This is a genomic window from Actinoplanes sp. NPDC048791 (genome assembly GCF_040650095.1).
GTDB lineage: Bacteria > Actinomycetota > Actinomycetes > Mycobacteriales > Micromonosporaceae > Actinoplanes.
In genome coordinates this window covers 1-6,910 of sequence record NZ_JBEZGQ010000417.1, presented here as the reverse complement: position 1 = coordinate 6,910, position 6,910 = coordinate 1, and the positions used below count along the sequence as shown (strand labels likewise).

At 67.3% G+C, this 6,910-nt stretch carries 6 protein-coding genes; 1 reads left to right on the top strand and 5 read right to left on the bottom strand.

Features of this window, described 5'->3' with window-relative positions:
- Nucleotides 1-634: 634 nt before the first annotated feature.
- Entirely contained in the window at nt 635-850 is a 216-nt protein-coding gene (locus AB0C29_RS26455) for a hypothetical protein (protein ID WP_360554844.1), read from the top strand.
- Between the two features lie 1,361 nt (nt 851-2,211).
- Here AB0C29_RS26455 and AB0C29_RS26450 read toward each other — a convergent pair.
- The 5 genes from AB0C29_RS26450 to AB0C29_RS26430 form a co-directional block, all read right to left on the bottom strand.
- Complete coding sequence (locus AB0C29_RS26450) at nt 2,212-3,009, bottom strand: carbon-nitrogen hydrolase family protein (RefSeq protein WP_360825252.1); 798 nt, start codon at nt 3,007-3,009, stop codon at nt 2,212-2,214.
- 239 nt (nt 3,010-3,248) lie between these two features.
- On the bottom strand, nt 3,249-3,782 hold the full coding sequence (locus tag AB0C29_RS26445) for a GNAT family N-acetyltransferase (protein ID WP_360825249.1): 534 nt from the start codon (nt 3,780-3,782) through the stop codon (nt 3,249-3,251).
- 110 nt (nt 3,783-3,892) lie between these two features.
- Complete coding sequence (gene clpX / locus AB0C29_RS26440) at nt 3,893-5,185, bottom strand: ATP-dependent Clp protease ATP-binding subunit ClpX (RefSeq protein WP_125811422.1); 1,293 nt, start codon at nt 5,183-5,185, stop codon at nt 3,893-3,895.
- 226 nt (nt 5,186-5,411) lie between these two features.
- Nucleotides 5,412-6,074, bottom strand: a complete 663-nt coding sequence (locus AB0C29_RS26435; protein ID WP_360554848.1) for an ATP-dependent Clp protease proteolytic subunit — start codon at nt 6,072-6,074, stop codon at nt 5,412-5,414.
- Nucleotides 6,075-6,085: 11 nt separating this feature from the next.
- Complete coding sequence (locus AB0C29_RS26430) at nt 6,086-6,718, bottom strand: ATP-dependent Clp protease proteolytic subunit (RefSeq protein ID WP_212989817.1); 633 nt, start codon at nt 6,716-6,718, stop codon at nt 6,086-6,088.
- Between the last annotated feature and the right edge of the window lie 192 nt (nt 6,719-6,910).

Genomic DNA, 6,910 nt, shown 5'->3' with positions numbered 1-6,910 from the left:
AGCCAGGATCAAACTCTCCAACAAAATCTGTGGAAAATCATCCCAGCAACAATCAAAAACTTGCTGCCAGAAGAACCCTCGACCTAAAGCCGAGGTATTACTCATGGCACTGGCTTATCTAGCACCCTGTTGAGTTCTCAAAGAACAACCACACACCGAACCACGTTCCTACCGGAACCCGTTTCGGGGCAACCGCTCAAACTTACCCGGTCGGCTTCGCCAGCGCAAGACCTGAGTCTTGGAAGATCCGAAGACCTTCGTGGCACCGCCCGAATGTTTCCCGCGCTGACGCTCACCCCAGAAGGTGTGAGTGTCGTCGGGTGGCCTTGCAGACCGGCCGATGATCGCTTAGCGATCCATCCGCCCGGCTCCTGCCGGCTGTTGTACTTTACCCGGTCGGTCTCGCTGGCGCAACTCCGGTTTCCCGGTCTGGCCTGCATCGCCCGGTGCTGTCGGTAAGCATAGCGCCTTCCTTCAGCTGCCCCCAAGTTACCGCCGGATCGGTCACCTTCGTGCCGTTCCGTCCGGGTTCCCCTCGGGCAGAGAGAAAGTTACGCGACGCCCCACCCGAAACGCAAATCGACGGGAGTGCCCATCCCGCCATCAGGTGCGACACCGTGCCAGAGTGGCAGTCATGGCCCATCCCCCGGTGCTCGCCGCCGACGCGCTGTTCAATCTGTTGGCGCCGCTGACACAGGTGATCATCGGCGTCCTGGTGCTGGCCGCGGTGGTCGTCTCGGTACACCGGCTGGTCCAGCGTGGACCGACCCGGATGGGCGGAGCGATGCTGCTCATCGGCGGTGCGCTGGTCTGCGTCGCGGTCCTGAGCTACCTGGTGCAAGCCTTCTGAACGTCCAGGACGAGGCCTCGATGAGCTCGCGTCGCGAAGACGACGGCCGTCATGCCCGAGCCGGAGCGGCCGTCGTCCACAAGCTGACGAGGATTGGGCGAAGCTGAGCCAGCTGGTGAGGATCAGCGAAGCGTTGCCGGAACAACCGGATGTCGGCTCCACCAGTCAACCGCCGGGAGTGGCGGGCCTGAAATCGCCCCGCCCGGAGTGCCAAGGTGATGCTGGTGAGCGCCTCGTCGGTGCGCGCGTCGGTGCTCAGGCTCGTGCGGGCGACGGTCTCACACCCCAGTAGGCGGACGAGCTCCACCAGGTGGGCCCGGCCCGAATCGGGCAGCGCGTCGCGCAGGTCGGCCAGCGGTCGCGGGCTAACAGCCGCCCCACCGGAACGACGGGGTCGAACAGCCGCCCACAAGAAGTTGCGGTCCCAGCATGCCGCTTCTCTGTAGGAGCTGGGGTCCAACAGCTACCTCATCAGGGGGCGGCCGGTCCAGCGATCACCTCGTAGTAGCACCGGGCAGCACTCGCCCACCTACATCCGAGGGTTCGCAGATTGGCCGCCGCGACCCGCGGGTCCAGCAAGTGGCCCGCGTAAGTGCCTGAGCAGCACTCGACCGCCGGGACTGGCGGCTCTGAGAAACGCCCGACGGGTGCCGGCGCAACGTCCGAGGGGTGCTGGCGCAACATCCGAGGGTCCAACGATCGCCAGCGGGACTGGCGGTCCAGCAAATGCCCGGAGGGAGCTGGGGCAGCAGCTACCTACCGACATCCACGGCTCCGGCAATCGCCGACCGGGGCTCGCGGGTCCAGCAAACACCCGACGGGAACGCTGGGACAGCCCGCGCCTACCAACATCCGAGGATCCAACAACGGCCGCCACTGCTCACGGGTCCAGCAATCTTCCGGTGGAGTGGCGGGTCCAACAACCAGCCGCCGGGAACGCCCGGGTCAGCAACCTCCCGTCGGCAGGGGCGGGTCCAGCGGTCGATCGCAGAACAGCGGCGAAGGGTCAGCAGCCCCACGGTCGGTGGCGGCTCCCTGGCCACTGTCGGGTGAGTGCAAGGGACAGCGCCGCCGCACCCCGCGGGGTGAAGTAATCACTATCAAAACCACTACTCGGGATTGCGGCAGTGACCTGCTGCCTGCCGCAAACCGGCATCCGAGTGCGGAATAAAGGACCCCGATCCAGACACCGATGAAAGCCTAAGATCCTCCCCCGGCAGCCGAGTGAGCAGGCACGATGCCCACTCACCGCCAGAACGCGACCACGCCGCGCAGCCGCAATACTGTCAATCCCGCGAACCCAGCTACGTAACGCCGAATCCCGAGCTTCGGGACTCCCATGATCACCGAAATGGCAGGGGTCAGAGCCGGCGGTTGGCCAGGCTTGGTAGCTCGGTCCGGATCTCGTTGAGGCGTTCCAGGTCGAGGTCCGCCGTCACGATGCCCACCGTGTCCGGCGCCTGGGCCACCACCGTCCCCCAGGGGTCGATGATCATGCTGCGGCCGAAGCACGTACGGCCGGGGTCGTGGTCGCCGATCTGGCCGGCCGCGACCACGTAGCACTGGTTCTCGATCGCCCGGGCGCGCAGCAGCACCTCCCAGTGGTCGCGTCCGGTGTGCATCATGAATGCCGCCGGCACGATGATCACCTTGGCTTCGCCCTGCACCGCCAGCCGCCGGTACAGCTCCGGGAAACGCAGGTCGTAGCAGATCGACAGGCCCGTCCGGACCCCTTCGATGTCGGTCACCACGGTTTCCTCGCCGGGCGCCACCGAGCGGGATTCCTGGTAGGACACCCGGCCGGGGATCTCCACGTCGTACAGGTGGATCTTGCGATAGGTCGCCGCGAGCTCGCCGGTCCGGTTGAAGATCAGCGAGGTGTTGTAGGTGCGGTCCGGGTCCGGGCCGGCCTCGTGGAACGAGCCCGCGTGCACCCAGATGCCCAGCTCGCGGGCCGCGCCGGCGAAGAACGCGGCGAATTCGCCGTCGATCGGCTCGGGCTTGGGCAGGCCGGCGGACCGGCCGAGATAGTCGACGTATTCGGGCAGGACCGCCAGGTCCGCGCCGGCCGCGGCCGCGCGGCCCAGCAACTCGCGGGCGGCGGCCAGATTGGCCGCCCGATCGTCGCGAGCATTGAGCTGGCAAACGGCGACACGCATGACTGCAAGGGTACGGCGCAGAGCCCCGTCCCGCGGGCCGCAGACATCAGTGGCCAGGCGGCACCAGCAGCACCTCGGCCCTCACGGGCGCATACCCGGCGGCGAGGAAGGCCCGCAGGCTCGACGCTCGGTGGCCGGGCCCAGCACGCCCGGCGGCGAGGAAGGCCCACACGCTCGACGCTCGGTGGCCGGGCGACATCAGCACGCCCGGCGGCGAGGAGAGCCCGCAAGCTCGACGCTCAGTGGCCGGGCGACATCAGCAGCACCTCGGCCCCCACGGGCGCATACCCGGCGGCGAGGAAGGCCCGCAGGCTCGACGCGTTGCCGGGTGCGACCTGAGCCCAGACCGGCCGGCCCTCGGGCACGACGTGGCGCGCCGCTGCCGCCAGGGCTCGGCCTACTCCCCCGTTGCGGGCGCCGGGCTCGACCTCGACCGCGGCCTCCCACCGTCCGCCCAGTCCCCGGCCGAGGACCAGCACCCCCGGCCCGCACGTCCAGACCCGTACCTCGGTGCGGTAACGGCGGGCGCGCACCACCCGGGGGTGGTTGCTGTCCTCGATCAGGGAGAGCTCGACTGAGGGCGGTCCGGCCGCGGGCGGGGCCAGCAGCACCGCGTCGATGTTGCCGGCCGACAGGCGCAGGCGTTCCTCGAGCGCGCCGAGGAACGTTGCGGAGAGTGGCATGGACAGGTCGTCGCCGGTGCCGAGGTATGAGTCGAGCCAGAAGCGGTCGATGTCGGCGGCCACGACGACGTGACCCGGAAACGACACCACCGCCGCCCGCTGGGGCGACGGTGGTGGTACCAGCTCGAGCCAGGGATCGGCCGGGAATCGTTCGTGATGCTCGATCCCGGCCAGGATCTCCGGCAGTCCTTGCTGAGCCGTCAGGCCGACTTCTCCTCGCGTTCGCGGCGGGCGCGACGGCCCACGAACTCGCGGGGGACGATCGTCGGGATGACGTTCTCCACCACGACCTCGCGGGTGATGAGCACCCGGGCCGCGTCGGGGTTGCTCGGGACCTCGTACATGACCGTCTGGAGGACTTCCTCCATGATCGCGCGGAGGCCGCGGGCGCCGGTGCCACGCAGCATCGCCTGGTCGGCGATCGCCTCGAGAGCACCGGTGTCGAACTCCAGCTCCACGCCGTCCAGCTCGAAGAGACGCTGGTACTGCTTCACGTACGCGTTGCGGGGCTCGGTGAGGATCTTGATCAGCGCTTCGCGGTCGAGGTTGCGGACCGTGGTGATCACCGGGAGACGGCCGATGAACTCGGGGATCAGCCCGAACTTCAGCATGTCCTCCGGCATCACCTTGCTGAAGATGTCGTCGGTGTTGCGCTCGGAGACCGAACGCAGGTGCGCACCGAAGCCGACACCGCCCTGACCGACCCGCGACTCGATGATCCGGTCCAGGCCGGCGAACGCGCCACCCACGATGAACAGCACGTTGGTGGTGTCGATCTGGATGAACTCCTGGTGCGGGTGCTTACGGCCGCCCTGCGGCGGGACGTTCGCGACCGTACCCTCGAGGATCTTCAGCAGGGCCTGCTGCACACCCTCGCCGGAGACATCCCGGGTGATCGACGGGTTCTCGCTCTTGCGGGCGATCTTGTCGACCTCGTCGATGTAGATGATGCCCTGCTCGGCGCGCTTGACGTCGTAGTCGGCGGCCTGGATGAGCTTGAGCAGGATGTTCTCCACATCCTCGCCCACGTAGCCCGCCTCGGTCAGCGCCGTGGCGTCCGCGATGGCGAACGGCACGTTGAGCATCCGGGCCAGCGTCTGCGCCAGGTGGGTCTTACCGCAGCCGGTGGGGCCGATGAGCATGATGTTGGACTTGGCCACCTCGACGTCGCTGCCACCCCCGGGCGCGCCGGCCGACTCGGCCTGAATCCTCTTGTAGTGGTTGTAGACAGCTACCGAGAGGGCCTTCTTGGCCTGCTCCTGCCCCACCACGTAGGTGTCGAGGAACTGGCAGATCTCCATCGGCTTGGGAAGCTCTTCCCACTTCACCTCGCCGGTTTCGGCCAGCTCTTCCTCAATGATCTCGTTGCAGAGGTCGATGCACTCGTCGCAGATGTAGACACCAGGGCCCGCGATGAGCTTCTTGACCTGCTTCTGGGACTTCCCACAGAAGGAGCACTTCAGTAGGTCGCCACCGTCGCCGATCCGTGCCACCTACGTTCTCCCTGCGCTCATCGGCCGGCTGCTGCCGGCCCCTGGCCTGAGGATGAATTTCCTCGTTGCCGAACCACGTCCTACAGAGTTCATCGTCTGCCGGCCCGCGTTACTGAGGTTGCTGGCTTGACGTTACCCGCTGTGGGGCCGTTCTCCGACCCCCCAAAACGGGCGTGTCAGGGGTCAGTCAGTCTAGCGTGAGCCGACCGACCCCCGACACCGCGTGTCAGCTGCCCGCGCCGACGCCCTGCAGGCTCTTCTTTCGGGTGGCCAGAACCGTGTCGACCAAGCCGTACTCCTTGGCCTCGGCCGCGGTCATGATCTTGTCGCGGTCGACGTCCTTGCGGACCTGGTCGGTGGTGCGGCCGGAGTGGCGGGAGATCATCTCCTCCATCTGGCTGCGCATCCGCAGGATCTCGCGGGCCTGGATCTCGATGTCCGAGCCCTGGCCGTAGCCGCCCTCGGTGGCCGGCTGGTGGATGATGATCCGCGAGTGCGGGAGCGCCATCCGCTTGCCGGGGGTGCCGCCGGCCAGCAGCACGGCGGCCGCGCTGGCCGCCTGGCCCAGGCAGACCGTGCTGATGTCCGGGCGGACGTACTGCATGGTGTCGTAGATCGCCGTCATGGCGGTGAACGAGCCACCGGGCGAGTTGATGTACATCAGGATGTCGCGGTCCGGGTCGGCGCTCTCCAGCGTCAGCAGCTGGGCCATCACGTCGTTGGCCGACGCGTCGTCCACCTGCACGCCGAGGAAGATGATCCGGTCCTCGAACATCTTGTTGTACGGGTTCGACTCCTTCACGCCGTACGACGTGCGCTCGACGAACGAGGGCAGGACGTAGCGGTTGTGCACCGGAGCGAACCCGGAGGGCATGGTCAGGTCAGTCATGGTGCAGCTCCTCAGTTCAGCGTTCCGGCGCCCTCGGGAACCTGAGTGGCCCCGGTGATCACCTTGTCGATGAAGCCGTAGTTCTTCGCCTCCTCGGCCGTGAACCAGCGGTCCCGGTCGGAGTCGGCCTCGATCTGCGCCTGGTCCTGGCCGGTGTGGAAAGACACCCGCTCCTGGAACATGCGCTTGGTGTAGAGCATCTGCTCGGCCTGGATGGCGATGTCGGCGGCGGTGCCGCCCATGCCGCCCGACGGCTGGTGCATCATGATCCGCGCGTGCGGGAGCGCGTAGCGCTTGCCCTTGGTGCCGGCGCAGAGCAGCAACTGACCCATCGACGCGGCCATGCCCATGGCCACGGTGGAGACGTCGTTGTCGATGAACTGCATCGTGTCGTAGATCGCCATGCCGGAGTACACCGAACCACCCGGCGAGTTGATCCAGAGATTGATGTCGCGGTCCGGGTCCTCCGCGGAGAGCAGGAGCAACTGCGCGCAGATGCGATTGGCAACCTGGTCGGTCACTTCGCTGCCGAGGAAGATGATCCGCTCCCGCAGCAGGCGGTTGTAGACCGAGTCGTCGAGGTTGCCACTGATGGAGTCACCACCACGCAGGGTGGGGCTCGCAGGGATGTGCAGATCGGTCATGGCAGCCCTTCACAGCTGACTGTGTCGGCCGAGCTATCCGGCCGGCAGGTTGTCCGTCGTACGACCAACCTAACCGGTCGCATGCGCATCAGCTTCCCGCTCGGGCAGGTGTTCGCTGACAGCGCATCAGCTCCCGCCGTACCCGGAAAAAGAGCGGCCGCCGCGCGCCGGAAGCGACGCCCCCGGGCCGGG